At 71.9% G+C, this 16396-nt stretch carries 12 protein-coding genes; 4 read left to right on the top strand and 8 right to left on the bottom strand.

Annotated elements, in window-relative coordinates:
- Positions 1-436: 436 nt before the first annotated feature.
- The gene (locus ABD329_RS28605; RefSeq protein WP_344317116.1) at positions 437-763 is read right to left on the bottom strand and encodes an SEL1-like repeat protein; all 327 of its coding nucleotides are present in this window, start codon (positions 761-763) and stop codon (positions 437-439) included.
- A gap of 290 nt (positions 764-1053) precedes the next feature.
- Between ABD329_RS28605 and ABD329_RS28610 the strand changes: the two genes are divergently transcribed.
- The 3 genes from ABD329_RS28610 to ABD329_RS28620 all read left to right on the top strand — a co-directional run bounded on the left by ABD329_RS28610 (position 1054) and on the right by ABD329_RS28620 (position 4569).
- A complete protein-coding gene (locus ABD329_RS28610; RefSeq protein WP_344317117.1) occupies positions 1054-2085 on the top strand; it encodes a ferredoxin family protein in 1032 nt (343 codons plus the stop codon).
- 106 nt (positions 2086-2191) lie between these two features.
- Complete coding sequence (locus tag ABD329_RS28615) at positions 2192-3862, top strand: ATP-binding protein (RefSeq protein WP_344317118.1); 1671 nt, start codon at positions 2192-2194, stop codon at positions 3860-3862.
- Complete coding sequence (locus tag ABD329_RS28620; RefSeq protein WP_198280444.1) at positions 3859-4569, top strand: response regulator; 711 nt, start codon at positions 3859-3861, stop codon at positions 4567-4569. The genes ABD329_RS28615 and ABD329_RS28620 overlap by 4 nt, the downstream gene beginning before the upstream one ends.
- Before the next feature lie 13 nt (positions 4570-4582).
- Here ABD329_RS28620 and ABD329_RS28625 read toward each other — a convergent pair whose 3' ends face one another.
- The 3 genes from ABD329_RS28625 to ABD329_RS28635 all read right to left on the bottom strand — a co-directional run bounded on the left by ABD329_RS28625 (position 4583) and on the right by ABD329_RS28635 (position 8983).
- Positions 4583-6190: a solute symporter family protein gene (locus ABD329_RS28625; protein WP_198280445.1), complete on the bottom strand. Its 1608-nt coding sequence runs from the start codon at positions 6188-6190 to the stop codon at positions 4583-4585.
- Entirely contained in the window at positions 6187-6639 is a 453-nt protein-coding gene (locus ABD329_RS28630; protein WP_309142880.1) for a DUF485 domain-containing protein, read from the bottom strand. The genes ABD329_RS28625 and ABD329_RS28630 overlap by 4 nt, the downstream gene beginning before the upstream one ends.
- Positions 6640-6859: 220 nt before the next feature.
- On the bottom strand, positions 6860-8983 hold the full coding sequence (locus tag ABD329_RS28635; RefSeq protein ID WP_198280446.1) for a DNA gyrase/topoisomerase IV subunit B: 2124 nt from the start codon (positions 8981-8983) through the stop codon (positions 6860-6862).
- A 441-nt stretch (positions 8984-9424) separates the two neighbouring features.
- Between ABD329_RS28635 and ABD329_RS28640 the strand changes: the two genes are divergently transcribed.
- A complete protein-coding gene (locus ABD329_RS28640) occupies positions 9425-9655 on the top strand; it encodes a DUF7455 domain-containing protein (RefSeq protein ID WP_037964812.1) in 231 nt (76 codons plus the stop codon).
- Positions 9656-9864: 209 nt separating this feature from the next.
- On the opposite strand, the gene ABD329_RS28645 is transcribed toward ABD329_RS28640, so the two are convergent.
- The 4 genes from ABD329_RS28645 to ABD329_RS28660 form a co-directional block, all read right to left on the bottom strand.
- Positions 9865-10695 (bottom strand): S1 family peptidase, encoded by an 831-nt coding sequence (locus ABD329_RS28645; protein WP_344317120.1) that lies wholly within the window; start codon positions 10693-10695, stop codon positions 9865-9867.
- A 203-nt stretch (positions 10696-10898) separates the two neighbouring features.
- A complete protein-coding gene (locus ABD329_RS28650; RefSeq protein ID WP_344317121.1) occupies positions 10899-12470 on the bottom strand; it encodes an RNA polymerase sigma factor in 1572 nt (523 codons plus the stop codon).
- Between the two features lie 468 nt (positions 12471-12938).
- Positions 12939-13892, bottom strand: a complete 954-nt coding sequence (locus ABD329_RS28655) for a FadR/GntR family transcriptional regulator (RefSeq protein ID WP_078559735.1) — start codon at positions 13890-13892, stop codon at positions 12939-12941.
- 194 nt (positions 13893-14086) lie between these two features.
- Complete coding sequence (locus ABD329_RS28660; RefSeq protein WP_344317122.1) at positions 14087-16288, bottom strand: ATP-binding cassette domain-containing protein; 2202 nt, start codon at positions 16286-16288, stop codon at positions 14087-14089.
- Positions 16289-16396 lie beyond the last annotated feature (108 nt).

Genomic DNA, 16396 nt, shown 5'->3' on the forward strand with positions numbered 1-16396 from the left:
AAACGCTCGGCTGGGAAACCCCAGCCGAGCGCCTGCATAAACTGCTCGCAGCCTGATCAACACAACCACGTGTTGCGACGACTCCTAGAAACCGCCCGAGGGTGCCGCGCCCCTCGCCGTTCGCTGGTACCGCGCCCTTTGTGGGCACCGAGCCCTTTGCGGGCACCGCGCCCTTTGCGGGCACCGCGCCGTTCATGAGCAGCCGCGCCGCTCACGGGCAGCCGCGCCGCTCACGGGCACAGGCACCGCTCACGCACTTCGGGTCCGCCCGCACACGGGCCGCCCCGCTCCCGGCGCGCGGTACGGCCCGCCGGGGCCCGGCATGGCCCGATGCGACGGCCACCCCGCTCCCGGCGCCCGGCAGGGCCCCTCGCCGCGTTGCCGGAGCGGCCCGACGAAGGCGGCCACCGGACGACGGACGGCCACGGCGAACGATTCAGTGGCCGCTGCCGTTGCGCCGGGCGCGCATCTGGCGGAGGGCGAGGCGGGCGCCGTCGTGGCCGCGGTCGGCCGCCCGCTGGAAGTGCCGCTCGGCCTCGCCCAGCTCGCCATGGTCCAGGTGGACGGTGCCGAGCACCACCATGGCCGAGAGATCACCCGTCGCGGCGGCCTTACCGAGCCAGTGGACGGCCTCGGCGTACGCACCGCGCTGCCCCAGTCCGATGCCGTAGACGGTCATCCCCCGCGGATCACCGGACTCGGCCGCCTTACGGGCGAGCGATTCGGGAATCGGCCGCCCCTCGTCGTACGCCGCCCTCACCATGGCCCTCAGCCCGGGATCCAGCGAGCGCGCCCCGCGTCTCCCCCGGCGGCCGCGCCATCGCGCCCATAACCCACCCATATCCGCCCCCTCCGCCCCCTGAGCGTCATTTTCCCGTCTGCTCCCACCGCATGGAACGGCGAGTACGCGGCGGAATACGGACCGCCGCGCTCCGCCGCCCGGGGCCGATGCGGCGCCGTCCGGCCCCGGGGTGCTCCTCCCTCCACCACGGCTCCGCCGCGTACGCACGGCCCGGCGCGCGCTCTCGATCAAGAGAGGTTAGGCTTACCTTCGTGAGCACGTGCGCGACCGCCTCCCGCGACCTGTCCGAGCCGCTCGCCGGGACGGCGGCCACCGCCTCCACCTGGCTGCTGGTGGAACAGCCCGGGCCCTGGGGCACCGAGGCCCTCACCGCCAGCCGGCTCGACCCGGCCGTAGGGCGCGTCCTGGAGCGCGCCGCCGAGGGCACCGGCGTACGGGTCGCGCTGATCCGCCGCCCCGGCCGCCACGCCGATCTGCACACCGGCGCCCGGCACCGGGTGTTCGTGGCCCACACCCGGCCCGGCCGCTCCTGGATCCGCACCACCGCCCTGGACGACCCGGCACGGCTGCTCGGCCTGGATCTCGCCGCGCTGGGCGCGGGCGACCCCGGCGGGCTCACCCTGCGGCCCCACGAGTCCCACCAACCCCATGAGCCCTATGGGCCCCATGAGTCCCACGACCCCGCCGCTGACCCCGCCGCCTGGGAGGAGTACACCGGCGATCCGCTGGTGCTGGTGTGCACCAACGGCAAGCGCGACCGCTGCTGCGCCCTCCTCGGCCGCCCGCTGGCCGGTGAGCTGGCCGCCTCCGGGGTCCACAGCACCTGGGAGATCACCCATATCGGCGGCCATCGCTTCTCCCCCACCCTCGTCGTGCTGCCGTATGGCTACACCTACGGCCGTGCCACCGCGCAGGGCGTCAAGGACGTCATCGAGGCGCTGCGGCACGGCCGGGTGGTCACCGACGGCTGCCGCGGCCGCTCCGCCTGGGAGCGCCCGGGCCAGGCGGCGGAGCTGGCCGTCCGCGAGCTGACCGGCGAGGACGGGGCCGACGCGCTGACCGTCGTACGGACCGAGGGCGAGGCCCCGGTCTGGTCCGTGACCGTCGCGCACCGCGACGGCCGGGCCTGGCGGGTGAGCGTCGCACAGCTCGCCGCGGCGCCGCCGCGGCCGGAGAGCTGCGGCCTCCCCCTGGGCTCCCCGGCCCGGATGGAGGTCGTCGGGATCCGGACCGCCCGGCGGCCCGCGGACGGCGTACGGGCGATGGCCGCCGGGCGCCTCTGACGCCTCGGGCGACGCTCTCGTGAGCCCGCACCCACCCCCGTAGCGCCCCGGGGCCGCCACTCCCGGCCCCGTCCCCCAGACCCGCCCTTGGTTACCCTTCGTTGCCATGAGCGCCGCGATACCGCCGGGGCCGGCAGCCACGGCCACAAGGTGGCGCATCGGCTGGCCCCGACGCGTCTTCTCCCAGGTCCTGCTGATGCAGCTGGCCATCGCCACGGGTGTCACCGTGCTCGCGACCGGTCTCTTCCTCGCGCCGCTCAGCGACCACCTCGACGACCAGGCCATGCGCCGTGCCCTCGCCATCGCCCAGACCACGGCCGCCGAGCCCCGGATGGCCGACGCGCTCCAGCACACCCGGCCCACCCCCGGCGGGCCGGTGCAGACCGAGGCGGAGCGCATCCGCCGGGCGACCGGCGCCGAATATGTCGTGATCATGGACCGGCGCGGGGTGCGCTGGTCGCACACCTCCCCGGGCGAGATCGGGAAGCATGTCTCCACCGACCCCACCGAGGCCCTCGAGGGCCGGGAGGTCATGGAGATCGACGACGGCACCCTCGGCCGGTCGGCCCGCGGCAAGGTGCCCCTGCGCGCCGGGGACGGCCATATCGTGGGCGCCGTCTCCGTGGGCATCTCCTACGAGAGCGTGCGCGCCCGGCTCGTCGCCGCGGTCCCGGAGATGCTCGCCTACGCGGGCGGCGCGCTCGCGGTCGGCGCCCTGGCCGCGTATGTGGTCTCCCGCCGGCTCCAGCGGCGCACCCATGACCTGGCCTTCTCCGATATCTCGGCACTGCTGGCCGAACGCGACGCGATGCTGCACGGCATCCGGGAGGGCGTCGTCGCCCTTGACGCCCACGGCCGCATCCGCCTGGTCAACGACGAGGCCCAGCGGCTGCTCGACCTGCACCCCGAGGACACCGGACAGCCCCTGGAGGCGGTGCTGGCCCCGGGCCGTACGACCGATGTGCTGTCCGGGCGGGTCACCGGCGCCGATCTGCTGGCCGTCAGCGGCGGCCGGGTGCTGGTCGCCAACCGGATGCCGACGGACGACGGCGGCGCGGTGGTCACCCTGCGTGACCGCACCGAGCTGGAGCGGCTGGGCCGCGAGCTGGACGGCACCCGGGGCCTGATCGACGCCCTGCGGGCCCAGGACCATGAGCACGCCAACCGGATGCACACCCTCCTCGGCCTGATCGAACTCGAACTGCACGACGAGGCGATGGAGTTCATCACCGAGGCGATCGGGGTGCACCGGGCCACCGCGGAGCAGGTCACCGAGCGGGTGCACGATCCGCTGCTGGCCTCCCTGCTGGTCGGCAAGGCCACGGTCGCCACCGAACGCGGCGTCTCGCTGTCCGTCGCCGAGGACAGCCTGCTGCCCAACCGGCTGGTGGACCCGCCCGGAGTGGTGACGATCGTCGGCAACCTCATCGACAACGCCCTGGACGCGGCGGTCGGTTCGGCGGAGCCGCGGGTCGAGGTGGAGCTGTGCGCCGACGACCGTACGGTGCTGCTGCGGGTCTCCGACACCGGCCCCGGGATCCCCGCCGACCGGCGCGACGTGGTCTTCACCGAGGGCTGGTCGACCAAGGAACCGCCCGCGCACGGCAAGCGCGGCATAGGGCTCGCGCTGGTCCGCCGCCTCGCCGAACGCCAGGGCGGCAGCGTCCGCGTGTCCGACCGCGAGGGCGGGGGCGCGGAGTTCACCGTCGTCCTCCCCGAGGCGCTGGCCGAACAGCCGGCCGGGGCGCCGCTGACCGCGACAGGAGAGCCACGATGACCCTTGGAACCGGACCGGGCGGGCCCTTGGAGGTGCTGGTCGTGGACGACGACGTCCGGGTGGCCCGGGTCAACGCCGCGTACGTCGGCAAGGTGGCCGGATTCCGCGTCGCCGGGCAGGCGCACACCGCCGCCGAGGCGCTGGCCTTCCTGGAGGACACCCAGGGCGCCCACGTCGACCTGGTACTGCTCGACCACTATCTGCCGGACGAGACGGGGCTGTCGCTGGTGCGGCGGCTGCGGCAGCTCGGCCATCACACCGACATCATCATGGTGACCGCGGCCCGCGACATCGCGACCGTCCAGGCGGCCATGCGCCATGGCGCGCTCCAGTACCTGGTCAAGCCCTTCACCTTCGCGGGGCTGCGGGCCAAGTTGGAGGGGTACGCGGCGCTGCGCCGCGCCCTGGAGGGCGACGGCGAGGCCGGACAGGACCAGGTGGACCGGATCTTCGGCGCCCTGGGCGGCGCCTCGGCCGGCCCCGCGGAGCTGCCCAAGGGCCACTCGGCGCTCACCGCCGATCTCGTACGGGAGGTGCTGCGGGGCGCGGAGGGCCCGCTGTCGGCGCAGGAGGTGGCCGAGCGCTCCTCGCTCAGCAGACAGACCGCACAGCGCTATCTGAAGCTGCTGGAGCGCACGGGCCGGGTGCGGCTCAGCCTGAAATACGGGGAGACCGGCCGCCCCGAGCACCGCTACGACTGGGTCTGAACCCGTCCCCGCCTCAGGCCGCGCCCGCCCCGGTGAGCGCCCGCACCTCCGTCTCGGCGTGCTTGGCGGCATGGCCGGGGACATCCGCGGGGGCGGGTGAGGTGACCGTTCCGAGCCAGCCCGCGAGGAACCCGAGGGGCACCGAGACCAGCCCCGGGTTCTGGAGCGGGAAGAGGTGGAAGTCCACCCCGGAGAAGATCGCGTCCGGGCCGCCGGAGACCACCGGGGACAGCACCACCAGCACCACCGCCGGAAGCAGCCCTCCATAGACCGACCAGACCGCGCCGCGCGCGGTGAACCGCCGCCAGAACAGCGAGTACAGCAGGACCGGAAGGTTCGCCGACGCGGCGGCGGCGAACGCGAGCCCCACCAGGAACGCCACATTGAGGTCCTCGGCGAGCAGCCCCAGCCCGATCGCGGCCGCCCCGATCCCCACCGCAGCGATCCGGGCGACCAGCACCTCGCCGCGCGGGGTGCGGCCCGCCCGCCTGCTCAGCGAGGCGTAGAGGTCATGGGCGACGGAGGCCGAGGAGGCGAGGGTGATCCCGGCGACGACGGCCAGGATGGTGGCGAAGGCGATCGCCGCGACGACCGCGAACAGCACCGTGCCCCCGGTCGATCCGGCGCCGCCCCCGAGGTCGAGCGCGAGCAGCGGAACGGCCGTGTTCCCGGCCGCGTTGGAGGTCCGTACGGCATCGGTGCCCAGCACGGCGGCCGCGCCGAAGCCGAGCACGATCGTCATCAGGTAGAAGCCGCCGATCAGCCAGATCGACCAGATCACCGAGCGGCGGGCGGCCCGGGCGGTGGGCACGGTGTAGAAGCGCGAGAGGATGTGCGGCAGCCCGGCGGTGCCCAGCACCAGGGCGAGGCCGAGGCTCACGAAGTCCAGCCGGGCGGTCCAGCCGCCGCCGTACTTGAGCCCCGGGGCCAGGAAGTCCACACCGTGGCCGCTGTTGCGCGCGGCGGTACTGAGCAGGGTGTCGAGATCGCCGCGGAAGCGGACGAGGACCAGGGCGGTCAGCGCGATCGCCCCGCCCATCAGCAGCACGGCCTTCACGATCTGGATCCAGGTCGTGGCGCGCATCCCGCCGAGCGCCACGAAGACCACCATCAGGGTGCCCACGCCGATCACCGTCCAGGCGCGGGCGCGGCCGCCCGTCTCCCCGAGCAGCAGGGCGACCAGGCTGCCCGCGCCGACCATCTGGGCCACGAGATAGAGCACACAGACCGTGACCGAGGAGATGCCCGCGGCGATCCGGACCCGGCGCTCCCGCATCCGCGCGGCCAGCACATCGGCCAGGGTGAACCGGCCGCAGTTGCGGACCAGTTCGGCCACCAGCAGCAGGACCACCAGCCAGGCCACGAAGAAGCCCACGCAGTACAGCACCCCGTCATAGCCGAAGAGCGCGATCAGGCCGGAGATCCCGAGGAAGGACGCGGCGGACATGTAGTCACCGGCGATGGCGAAGCCGTTCTCCATCGGGGAGAACAGCCGCCCGCCCGCGTAGAACTCCTCCGGCGAGCCGTGCCGCCGGCGCCCCGCCCAGGTGGTGATGGCCAGGGTGGCCGCCACGAAGACGCCGAAGAGCAGCAGCGCCAGGCTCCGCTGATCGCCGGTCACCGCCCGTGCCCCCGCATCATCTCCTGCGTCACCCAGCGGAGTTCGAGCGCGACGCGGTCCCGGCGCAGCCGTGCGTGCCGGGCGTACGCCCAGGTCAGCAGGAAGGTGGTGGCGAACTGCGCGAGCCCCGCGACCATCGCCACATTGAGCGTGCCCACGACCGGACGGGCCATCAGCCGGGGTGCGGCGGTGGCCGCGACGACATACCCGAGGTACCAGATGAGGAACGCGGCGGCCGCGGGGAACACGAACCGGCGATAGCGGCGGCGCACCTCCTGGAAGGCGGCGCTGCCGTGCACCTCCGTGTAGACCGCCTGGGCGGCGGGCGGACGCGCGCGCCCGGGTTCGGCCTCCGTGTCGTCCACTTCACCCCAGCCGGACGCGAGCGCGTCGTACCACGGGTCCTCCAGCCGCGCCGCTCCCGTGTCGCGCGCGTTGTGCATGTCCACCCCGAACACTCCTTGTTCACTGCGGCATTCGCCGCGTGACCAAGGATGGGCGGATCAGAAAGATCCGGAGCCCTTCAATACCGGACCTTCACCCCATCAGGTGACTCAGGTGATGAACGGTCCGGAAACGGCACTACAGAAGCGGACAGAGCGGAAAACGCCGAGCGGGGTCCCCCGGGTGGGAGACCCCGCCGGACCGGCCCTGCCGAGGGGCCGGGCGTCAGACGTCGATGCGCGACCGGTCCAGGGTCGCCGCCGAGTTGGTGATGAACTCCTTACGGGGCGCGACCTCATTGCCCATGAGCAGGTCGAAGGCGCGCTCGGCGGCCTCCAGATCGCTGATGTTGATGCGCCGCAGGGTGCGGTGGCGCGGGTCCATCGTGGTCTCCGCGAGCTGGTCGGCGTCCATCTCACCGAGACCCTTGTAGCGCTGGATGCCCTCCTTGTAGCGGATCTCCCGGCGCTGGAGGTCCAGCAGGGTCTCCTGGAGCTCCTGGTCGGAGTAGGTGTAGAGGTACTTGCTCTGGCCCCGCTTGGGGTTCACCAGCTCCACCCGGTGCAGCGGCGGCACCGCCGAGAAGACCCGCCCCTGCTCGACCATCGGCCGCATATAGCGCTGGAAGAGGGTCAGCAGCAGACACCGGATGTGGGCGCCGTCGACATCGGCATCGGCGAGGAAGATCACCTTGCCGTAGCGCGCCTGGTCGATGTCGAAGGTCCGGCCCGACCCGGCCCCTATCACCTGGATGATCGCGCCGCACTCGGCGTTCTTGAGCATGTCGGAGACCGACGACTTCTGCACATTGAGGATCTTGCCCCGGATCGGCAGCAGCGCCTGGAACTCGGAGTTCCGGGCCAGCTTGGCCGTGCCCAGCGCCGAGTCCCCCTCGACGATGAACAGCTCGCTGCGGCCCACGTCGTCGCTGCGGCAGTCGGCCAGCTTGGCGGGCAGCGAGGAGGACTCCAGCGCGGTCTTACGGCGCTGCGCCTCCTTGTGCTGACGGGCCGCGATGCGCGTACGGGCCGCGGCCACGACCTTCTCCAGGACGGCGCGGGCCTGCTGCTTGGCGTCCCGCTTGGAGGAGGTCAGGAACGCCTTGAGCTCCTTGGAGACCACATTGGCCACGATGCGGGAGGCCGCCGAGGTGCCCAGCACCTCCTTGGTCTGGCCCTCGAACTGCGGCTCCGCCAGCCTTACGGTCACCACCGCCGTCAGGCCCTCCATGGCGTCGTCCTTGACGACGTCGTCCTCGGCGACCCGCAGCAGCTTGGTGGCGCGCAGGGCCTCGTTCACCGTCCTGGCGATCGAGCGCTCGAAGCCGGAGACATGGGTGCCGCCCTTGGGGGTGGCGATGATGTTGACGAAGGACTTGATCGTCGCGTCGTAGCCGGTGCCCCAGCGCAGCGCGATGTCGACGCCCATCTCGCGGGTGACCTCGGTCGGGGTCATGTGGCCGCGGTCGTCGAGGACCGGCACGGTCTCCTTGAAGGTGCCCTGCCCGGACAGCCTCAGCACATCGCAGACGGCCTTGTCCTGGGCGAGGTACTCGCAGAACTCACTGATCCCCCCGTCGTAGCGGAAGGTCTCCTCGACCGGCCCCTCCCGCCCCTCCAGATTCCGCTCGTCCCGGACCACCAGGGTGAGCCCCGGCACCAGGAACGCGGTCTGCCGGGCGCGAGCGTACAGCGTCTCCACGGAGAGCTTGGCGTCCTTGAGGAAGATCTGGCGGTCCGCCCAGTAGCGGATGCGGGTGCCGGTGCGGGTCTTGGGGACCCTCTTGCCCTTGAGGATGCCGCTGGACGGGTCGAACGGGGCGTCCGGCCCGGATTCGGTGAAGATCCCGGGGACGCCGCGGCGGAAGCTGATCGTGTGGGTCTTGCCGTGGAGGTCCACCTCCACGTCGAGACGGGCGGACAGCGCGTTCACCACGGAGGCGCCGACGCCGTGCAGACCGCCGGAGGCCGCGTACGCGCCGCCGCCGAACTTTCCGCCGGCGTGCAGCTTGGTCATCACGACCTCGACGCCGGACAGCCCCGTCTTGGGCTCGACGTCCACCGGGATCCCCCGGCCGTTGTCCCGCACCTCCACGGATCCGTCGTCGTGGAGGATCACCTCGATGTGATCACAGAAGCCGCCCAGGGCCTCGTCCACCGAGTTGTCGATGATCTCCCAGAGGCAGTGCATGAGACCACGGCTGTCGGTGGAGCCGATGTACATGCCGGGGCGCTTGCGCACCGCCTCGAGCCCCTCGAGGACGAGAAGGTGCCGCGCGGTGTAGTTACCGCCGCCCCGGTCTGCTCCGGTCAGCAGCGCAGTGGACGGCACGGACGTGTCGGCGGTCACGCGGTTCGCTCCTCGCTGAATTTCTGGTTGGCCCGGCTGTGGGCACGATGGTGGCATGGTCGCCCGACAGAGCGTACCGAGGCCTGATAGAGCCTTTGTGCCGCCACCCGTTGAAACGTCCATGCTAGTCCCACCGGCCACCGTTTCGCTCGTACGTTCGATAGCTCACGGCGGTGCCGCACAGATCACGTTCCCTTTCAGGCATGAACCATTTAGGCTCCGGGCACGTCCTCATTCACAACCGGCAACCCGGCCGGGAGGGCAAACCAGACAATCGACGCGAAGCATCAAAGCTAGGCAATACGGCTCATTCGCCGCCAAACGTCACCATCCGGCCTACTCAGAAGCAACTTTTGGGAAAAAGCCACGAGCGGGAACGATTTCAGGCTGGTTGGATGTTGACCCTGGTACGACAGCTCGTCGAGCTAGAGAAGAGGCGACGTGACTACTGTTCTGACCCCCGCGAGCCCGTTGACGGCCGCTGACCGCTGCGACCGCTGCGGCGCCCAGGCGTACCTGCGCGTCGTGTTGATCAGCGGTGGTGAACTGCTCTTCTGTGCCCACCACGGGCGCAAGTTCGAGCCGGAACTCAAGAAGATCGCCGCGGAAATACAGGACGAGACCGAGCGACTCACGGCCGTTCCGGCGTCCGCGTCCGAAGACGAACGCTGACGCCTCATACCCACGACGACGAGCGACGCCGGCCCAGGGCCGGAAGCCGGGCGGTCTGCCCCCTGAGCGGGGCGGCCGCCCACGCTCGTATCGTGGGTCTTTCCGCGCTTTCGGTACTTTCGACATGACCCAAGGGCCCGCCGGGGCTCGCCCCGGGGTCCCTTCCAGGTCCAGGCCCTGCCACAGGCGCCTTCGGACTTCGTTTCGTATCAGTCATGGGCGGCCACCAGACCCGCCACCGACGAGATCCTCGTGTAGACGCCGGGCCGCCCCGCCACGGCGCATCCACTCCCCCAGGACACCAGGCCCACCAGCCGCCCCCGGACCACCAGAGGCCCTCCGCTGTCCCCCTGGCAGGCGTCCCGGCCCCCGTCCGGCAGTCCCGCGCAGACCATGGAGCGCGGGTCGTAGTCCCCCTCCGCGTTGCCCGGATAGGCGCTCTCACAGACGCTGTCGGCCAGCACCCGGACCGTCGCGGTGCGCAGCGACGAGGCATAGGTGCCATCGCCCTCCGTATCGCCCCAGCCGTACACCGCGGCCCGCTCACCCGGCCGGTACGCCTTGTCGCCGGTGGCCGCCATAGGGATCGTGTAGGCCGCGGGCACCGCGACCCCCAGGGTGAGCACCGCGATGTCCCCGGCCCGGTTGTCGCCCTCGTACGCCGGATTGACCCACACCCGCGCGAGCGGGTACTCCACCCCGTCCTTCTTGCGCAGGTCATTGCGGCCGATGATCACCTTCAGGTCCCGTACCTCCCGCCAGTCCTTGCCGAGCACCCCACGGCTCAGACAGTGGGCCGCCGTGACGACCGTTGTGGGGCCCACCACCGCCCCGCCACAGAACTGGCCCGACCTCTTCTCCCCGAAGAGCGCACGGCTGGCCACAGCCGCCGCCCAGGGCGCCTCGACGGTACGGGCCGGATGCCCGCCGATCACCACCCGGTCGGCCGTCGCCGGGGCGGGCACGGTGAGCACTATCGCGAGTGCGGCGGCCAGCGGCACCGCCAGGGCGATGAGGAGCGAGCGGGGGGACGTGGGCATGCGGCCTCCTGACCATACGGAGCAAGACGCATACTCAGCGTTACCCCCTCTGTCGCGAAGCGCATCCCCAGTGGGCCAAGCGGGGAACAGGACGCCGACGGACTTGGCACCGCACAGCGCGAAGGCCGGGCCCCCTCGGAGGGAGTCCGGCCTTCGCGCTGTACCGCTTCCGCCGTAAGGCGGCTATGCGGCGGCGGTCCGCATCAGTCCAGGTAGTCGCGGAGGACCTGGGAGCGGGAGGGGTGGCGCAGCTTCGACATCGTCTTGGACTCGATCTGACGGATCCGCTCACGCGTCACGCCGTAGACCTTGCCGATCTCGTCGAGGGTCTTCGGCTGACCGTCGGTGAGGCCGAAGCGCATCGAGACCACGCCCGCCTCGCGCTCGCTGAGCGTGTCGAGCACGGAGTGCAGCTGCTCCTGAAGCAGGGTGAAGCTGACCGCGTCGGCCGGGACGACCGCCTCGGAGTCCTCGATGAGGTCACCGAACTCGCTGTCGCCGTCCTCGCCCAGCGGGGTGTGCAGCGAGATCGGCTCACGGCCGTACTTCTGGACCTCGATGACCTTCTCGGGGGTCATGTCGAGCTCCTTGGCCAGCTCCTCCGGGGTGGGCTCACGGCCCAGGTCCTGGAGCATCTGGCGCTGGACGCGCGCCAGCTTGTTGATGACCTCGACCATGTGCACCGGGATACGGATGGTGCGGGCCTGGTCGGCCATGGCGCGGGTGATCGCCTGACGGATCCACCAGGTGGCGTACGTGGAGAACTTGTAGCCCTTGGTGTAGTCGAACTTCTCGACCGCGCGGATCAGACCGAGGTTGCCCTCCTGGATGAGGTCCAGGAAGAGCATGCCGCGGCCCGTGTAGCGCTTGGCCAGCGAGACCACCAGACGGAGGTTGGCCTCCAGGAGGTGGTTCTTGGCGCGGCGGCCGTCCTCGGCGATGATCTCCAGCTCGCGCTTGAGCTTGGGGGCCAGCTTGTCGGAGTTGGCGAGCTTGTCCTCGGCGAACAGACCGGCCTCGATGCGCTTGGCGAGCTCGACCTCCTGCTCGGCGTTGAGCAGCGGGACCTTGCCGATCTGCTTGAGGTAGTCCTTGACCGGGTCGGCAGTGGCACCGGCCGCGGCGACCTGCTGCGCGGGGGCGTCGTCCTCGTCCTCGTCGGAGAGCACGAAGCCCGCATTCTCCGGCTCGGCCTCGGCGCCCTCGGGGCCGGGCTTGCCCGGTGCCTCCTCGATGACGTCCTCGCCCTCGAGGAGCTCGTCGGTGACGTCCTTCTTTGCGGTGGCCTTCTTCGCGACCGTCTTCTTCGCGGCGGCGGTGGTGGCGGTCTTCTTGGCGACCGCCTTCTTGGCCGCGGCCTTCTTGGCGACCGCCTTCTTCGCGGGGGCGCCCATGGCCTCACCGGCCGGGGCGGCGCCCGGGTCCGCGGTGGGGGCGGCCGGGGCGGCGGGGGCCTTCTTGGCGGTGACCGTCTTGGCCGCGACAGTCTTGGTGGCGGTGCGCTTTGCCGGGCTCTTCGCTGCGACGCTCTTACGGGTGCGCTTGGGCGCCTCTGCGGCACTGACCATCAGCGTCACACCCTCCTCGTCGAGGATCTGGTTGAGGCTGCGCAGTACGTTCTTCCACTGGGTTGGCGGAATCTGGTCAGCCTCGAAGGCCCGGCGCACATCGTCGCCGGCGATCTGCCCCTCAGCCTTTCCCCGCTCGATGAGCGCCATGACAGACTCCGACTCGGCGATCTCCGGCGGGAGCGTACGGGATGTGCTGGCCGACACGAACAACCTCTCGGAACGTTGGAAACGGCTTCCGGCTCAGTCCACTGGGGACCGGAGCCGACGACCGCCGGCAGGGATGAACCGACGGCGCGGGCGGAGTGCGGAGGAGTACAGCGTTTTGAGCGACATCCGTATTCCCTCCGCGGCTGCCACCTCTTTAATCATCGCGCTGCCCCAAAGAGCGTTACGCCCAATACTCGTGGCCCGAGTCACACCCCATAACGGTCTTAATGCCCATCCAACGGGACAGAAAACTCCCAGTCGTGCGCTGATGGGAGTCACACGGCGCCGATCGACCAGATCGCGCCGCGCCGCCGAACCCGCGACGCGGGATCCGGCGACGCCCTCTCGTACGCCGTACGGCATCCATCGGCCCGGAACTCGCCGGCTACGGACACCGCCTTGCCGTACGTCGTACGCCGCACGCTCCGGACGCCCGGCGCTCCGGGCGACCGGACGCGCCGCGGATCAGTGCTCGCGCGGCGCGGGCACCCCGACCTCGGCATGATCGAGATCCGGGTGGACGGTCAGCAGCTGGCGCATCGCCGCCTCGGCCGCCGCGGCGTCGCCCTCGCCGACCGCCTCGACGATCCGGCGGTGATGGGCGACCCCCGCCTCGGTGAGGCGGTCGCAGCCGGAGACCGGGGCCCCGGAGACATGGAGCGCGGCGGCGACGATGCCCGCCAGGTGCTCCAGCATCCGATTGCCCCCGACCTGGAGCAGCAGCGCGTGGAACTCGGCGTCGGCCCGGGAGAAGGTGAGGGCGTCACCCTGGGCCAGCGCATGGCTCATGATCTCGACCATGTCGCCGAGCCGCTGCTGCACCTCCTCGCGGCCGTGCCCGGCGGCGAGCCGGGCGGCCAGCGGCTCGATGGTCCAGCGCAGCTCGCACAGCTCACGGCGCTGGTCGTCGCGCTGCGGGCCGAAGGCGCGCCACTCGATGATGTCCGGATCGAGCAGGTTCCAGTCGCTGACCGGGCGGACCCGGGTGCCCACATTGGGGCGGGCGCTGACCAGGCCCTTGGCCTCGAGGACGCGCAGCGATTCCCGTACGACGGTGCGGGAGACCTCGAAGCGCTGACCGATCTCCTCGGGAACGAGCGGACGGTCCGCGCCCAGGTCACCGGAGACGATCATCTGGCCCAGCTGCTGAACGAGTTGGCCGTGCAGCCCGCGGCCCCGGTTGCCGGCCGCGCGCCGGCCCACCCGGCCGATCTCCGCCTCGGCACCGTCCCAGGAGGAGGGGGCGCTGCCGCGGTCGGCGCCGGGGGCTTCGGCGTAGGAGTAGCGGTCAAGCTCGCCCGAACCGGCCAGGCCGGAGTCGGCGGGGCGAGCCGCGGTCATCGTGGTGTGCGCAAGGGTACTCACGCATCCTTTGTCGGCGACGCCTCGGAAGCCCTTGAGGTCTTTGGTGAAAAGCACACGAAAGGGTGATCGCCCATTACCTCATAATTGACGCTCAATCGGACAGAAAGAAGCATCCTTCGGGGAGTTGCGAGCAGCTCGCGCGACGGCTGTACGAATCCGCTCCGGGCCTGATCCACCGGTGGCTTGGAGGCGGGCGCGGGTGCCCGGCGCGGGGCGGGCGCTTACCGGCGGGTGCTCACTGACGGGTGCTACTGGCGAGTGCTCTTGCCGCGCAGACCGGTGAGGGCGTAGGCGCACAGCAGGACGGCCACCGACAACATCAGCGCCTGTCCGACCGGTTGGGACGCGAGCCGCAGCGCGACCGCCAGCCCTCGGTCGATCATGGAGGGCGACCGGTCCAGCGTCGCCGCGCGCAGCCGGTGCGGCAGCATGACCAGCGAACGCAGCGACGGATCCTGCGCCGCGCGCTGGACGACGGGCACCGCGAGGATCGGCACGGCGAGCAGGGTGGCCAGCCCGAGCGCGGTGGAACGGAAGACTCCGGCGGCGAGCAGCCCGGCCCACGACGAGCCGATGGTCAGACCGAATACGCCGACCACCAGCGCGGGCCAGTCGCCCGGCAGCGGCACCGCGTTACCGCCCACGAGCAGCAGGAGCGCCGCGCTGTCGAGCACGATGACGCCGAGCGACAGCAGGACGGCACCGGCCGCGCAGACCGCGAATTTGGCGGCCAGCAGCCCGAGTCGGCGGGGCACCGCGTCCCGGGTCGCGGCCAGTGCCGGAAAGCGGAACTCGTCACCGAAGGCGAGGGCGCCCAGGAGACCGGCCGCGATGGCGACGGGAGGCAGCGGAAGGTCGGCGGGCCAGCCGGTGAGCCGGTGCAGCTCCCCGGTGTCACCGGCGCGGGCGAGCAGAACGGAGGCGAGGAGGGAGGCCACGATGGAGGCGACGCCGATCAGCCAGCCGGTCCGTACGCCCGTGGCGCGGCGCACCTCGTAGCGCATCGGCCAGGCGGGGCCGGGGAAGCGGAGTTTGGGGAGCAGCCGCAGCGGGGGCGCCTCGGGGTCGCGGGCGCGGGCGGCCGCGGGAGTCCCGGGCCCCAGATCGGCGGTCTCCTCGACCAGCCGGTGGACCACGATGCCGTGGCGGTAGGCGGTCTCCCCGACCGATGCGGGGGACAGGCCGTAGACGGAGATGTGGGTGTCGTCGTCCCGCACCACGGAGAACGGGTCGGCGGCCACGGCGACCGGCTCCTCCTCGACCTCGGCCCCGGCCCCGAGGCCGACGCCGCCCCCGGGCCGCGTGTGGGCCGGTTCGGCGCCGGCCGTGTCGGTGTCGGCAGCGGGGGCGGGGATGGCGGCGGGGGCGGGGGCCGATGCGGGAGCGGGGGCAGCCTTGTCCGCCGGATTTGCCGTGTCCGCCTTGTCGCCCGTGCTCGCCTTGTCGTTGGCCGCGTCGTCGTTGGCCACGGCTTTCGCGGTGGCCTTCTTCGCCTCGGCCGCGGCGGAGCCGCGGGTGGCGAACTGGGCCATCCTGACCTTCCGCCAGATCGTCCTCTTCCTGGCCTTGGGGCCGGCGCTCTCAGCCTTGACGACGTCACCCCCGTCGGCCACGTCGGACTGGGCGACGTCGGCGGCCTGGGCAGCCTCGACCTTGGCCGCGAGCTCGGCCGCCACCCGGGCCTCCTCCGCGGCCTGGGCCTCGGCCACCTGCCGGGCGGCCTCGACCTCCTCCTCCAGGACGGCGGCGAGGCGGCCGACGAGCGGCGAGTGGACGACGACACGGGGGCGCAGCCGGGTGCGGGCGAACTCGTCCACCGGCTGATCGGCCACCAGCCGCCCCGATTCCAGGGTGAGCACCTGGTCCGCGAGGCGGATCACACCCTCGGCGTCCTCGGTGGCGACGAGGACGGCGCCGCCCTGGGCGGCGAATTGACGCAGCAGCCCGTACAGCCAGGTCGCCTCCCGGGCCGGCAGGCCCCGCGCGGGCTCGTCGAGGACCAGGGTGTGCGGGTCCCCGAGCAGCGCGGTGGCGATCCCGAGACGACGCTCCGCCCCGGTGGACAGATCACCGAGCCGCTCGTCCGCCAGATCGGTGAGGCCGACCACATCGAGCACGACATCGGCGCGCGCGGCAGCCACCCCGGCCGCGGCACCGAGCATCCTCAGATGCCCCCGCACGGTGCGGCCCGGGTGGCCCGGGACGTCCTCGAGGAGGACGCCGATCTCATGAGCCGGGCGCCGGATGCGGTGCAGGGGGCGGCCCCGGAAGAAGGCGGAGCCATGGCCCCGGTCGAGCTGTAGCAGAAGCCGCAGGGCGGTGGTCTTGCCCGCGCCGGGTCCGCCGAGCAGGGCGGTGACCCGGCCCGCCGGGGCCTCGAAGGTGAGGTCGTCGACAACGGGCGGTTGGTTGCGGCGGGGGGTGCTGGTCAGTCCGGTGGCCTGGATCATGGCTTCTCCCGCGGGGCATGGAACCGCTCGATGGCACGTGGGGACTGGTGACGTACCGGAGAACGTTAACCCGCTATGTCCTATTTCGTCAGGACATAGCACTCCCGG

Origin of the sequence: Streptomyces javensis, from assembly GCF_039525925.1 — a bacterium.
In the GTDB taxonomy this organism is placed as follows: Bacteria; Actinomycetota; Actinomycetes; order Streptomycetales; family Streptomycetaceae; genus Streptomyces; species Streptomyces asiaticus.

Excerpts from the sequence above, each read along its gene's own strand:
- ABD329_RS28620 (WP_198280444.1), top strand. The coding sequence starts at position 3,859 with ATGACCCTTGGAACCGGACCGGGCGGGCCCTTGGAGGTGCTGGTCGTG.
- ABD329_RS28605 (WP_344317116.1), bottom strand. The coding sequence starts at position 763 with ATGGTGAGGGCGGCGTACGACGAGGGGCGGCCGATTCCCGAATCGCTC.
- ABD329_RS28645 (WP_344317120.1), bottom strand. The coding sequence starts at position 10,695 with ATGCCCACGTCCCCCCGCTCGCTCCTCATCGCCCTGGCGGTGCCGCTG.
- ABD329_RS28615 (WP_344317118.1), top strand. The coding sequence starts at position 2,192 with ATGAGCGCCGCGATACCGCCGGGGCCGGCAGCCACGGCCACAAGGTGG.
- ABD329_RS28660 (WP_344317122.1), bottom strand. The coding sequence starts at position 16,288 with ATGATCCAGGCCACCGGACTGACCAGCACCCCCCGCCGCAACCAACCG.